General features: G+C 45.7%; 1 pseudogene. It reads left to right on the top strand.

The annotated features are described in order from the left end of the window. Nucleotides 1-608, top strand: a pseudogene (locus A3763_RS27960) (hypothetical protein); the annotation flags it as partial.

Raw genomic sequence — 608 nt, 5'->3', positions numbered from 1 at the left:
GATAAGCTCCGCGACAAACTAGAACATATCGCCGAAATAACGGGCTTGGATTTTTCACGTTTTACAAAATCCATGCTTCTGGCTCAAGGTGGCTTTGCAGCCTTCCTCAATGCAAATTCGGGAGACCGGGCAGAACTTCTTGAAGAGTTAACGGGAACGGACATATACGGCAGAGTTTCTAGCGAGGTGTTTGAACGCTTTCGACAAGAAAAAGAGCGACACACGCTACTGACGGCCAAGTTGGAAGGTCTAGAGCAGACTAGTCCCGAGGAGCTTGAATTACTGTATGCTGAAGAACAGGCCCTCGAAGAAAAGCGTAAGACTGCTTTGCTTAAAAGAGGCGATATTCAGGCACAGGTTTCTCATATTGAAAAGCTTGAAAAATTGCAGGCGAGTAATAAGCAGTGTCGTTCAGCGCTCGATGCGCATGTTCAATATTGCGACAGTTTAGCACCCGAGTTTGCAAGGCTTGAAAGAGCCCTACCAGCGAGAGTGCTCTCACCATATTATGAACAATATCAGCGCGCTCAAGCTCAACAAAACCAATATGATAAAAACTTCCAGGAAATCAATGCCTCTTGTAGCTTAAAGCAAGAGGAATTCCACCT

This window comes from Oleiphilus sp. HI0128 (assembly GCF_001635365.1).
Note: the sequence above shows the minus strand (reverse complement) of the source record. Positions and strands in the feature narration are given on the sequence as shown.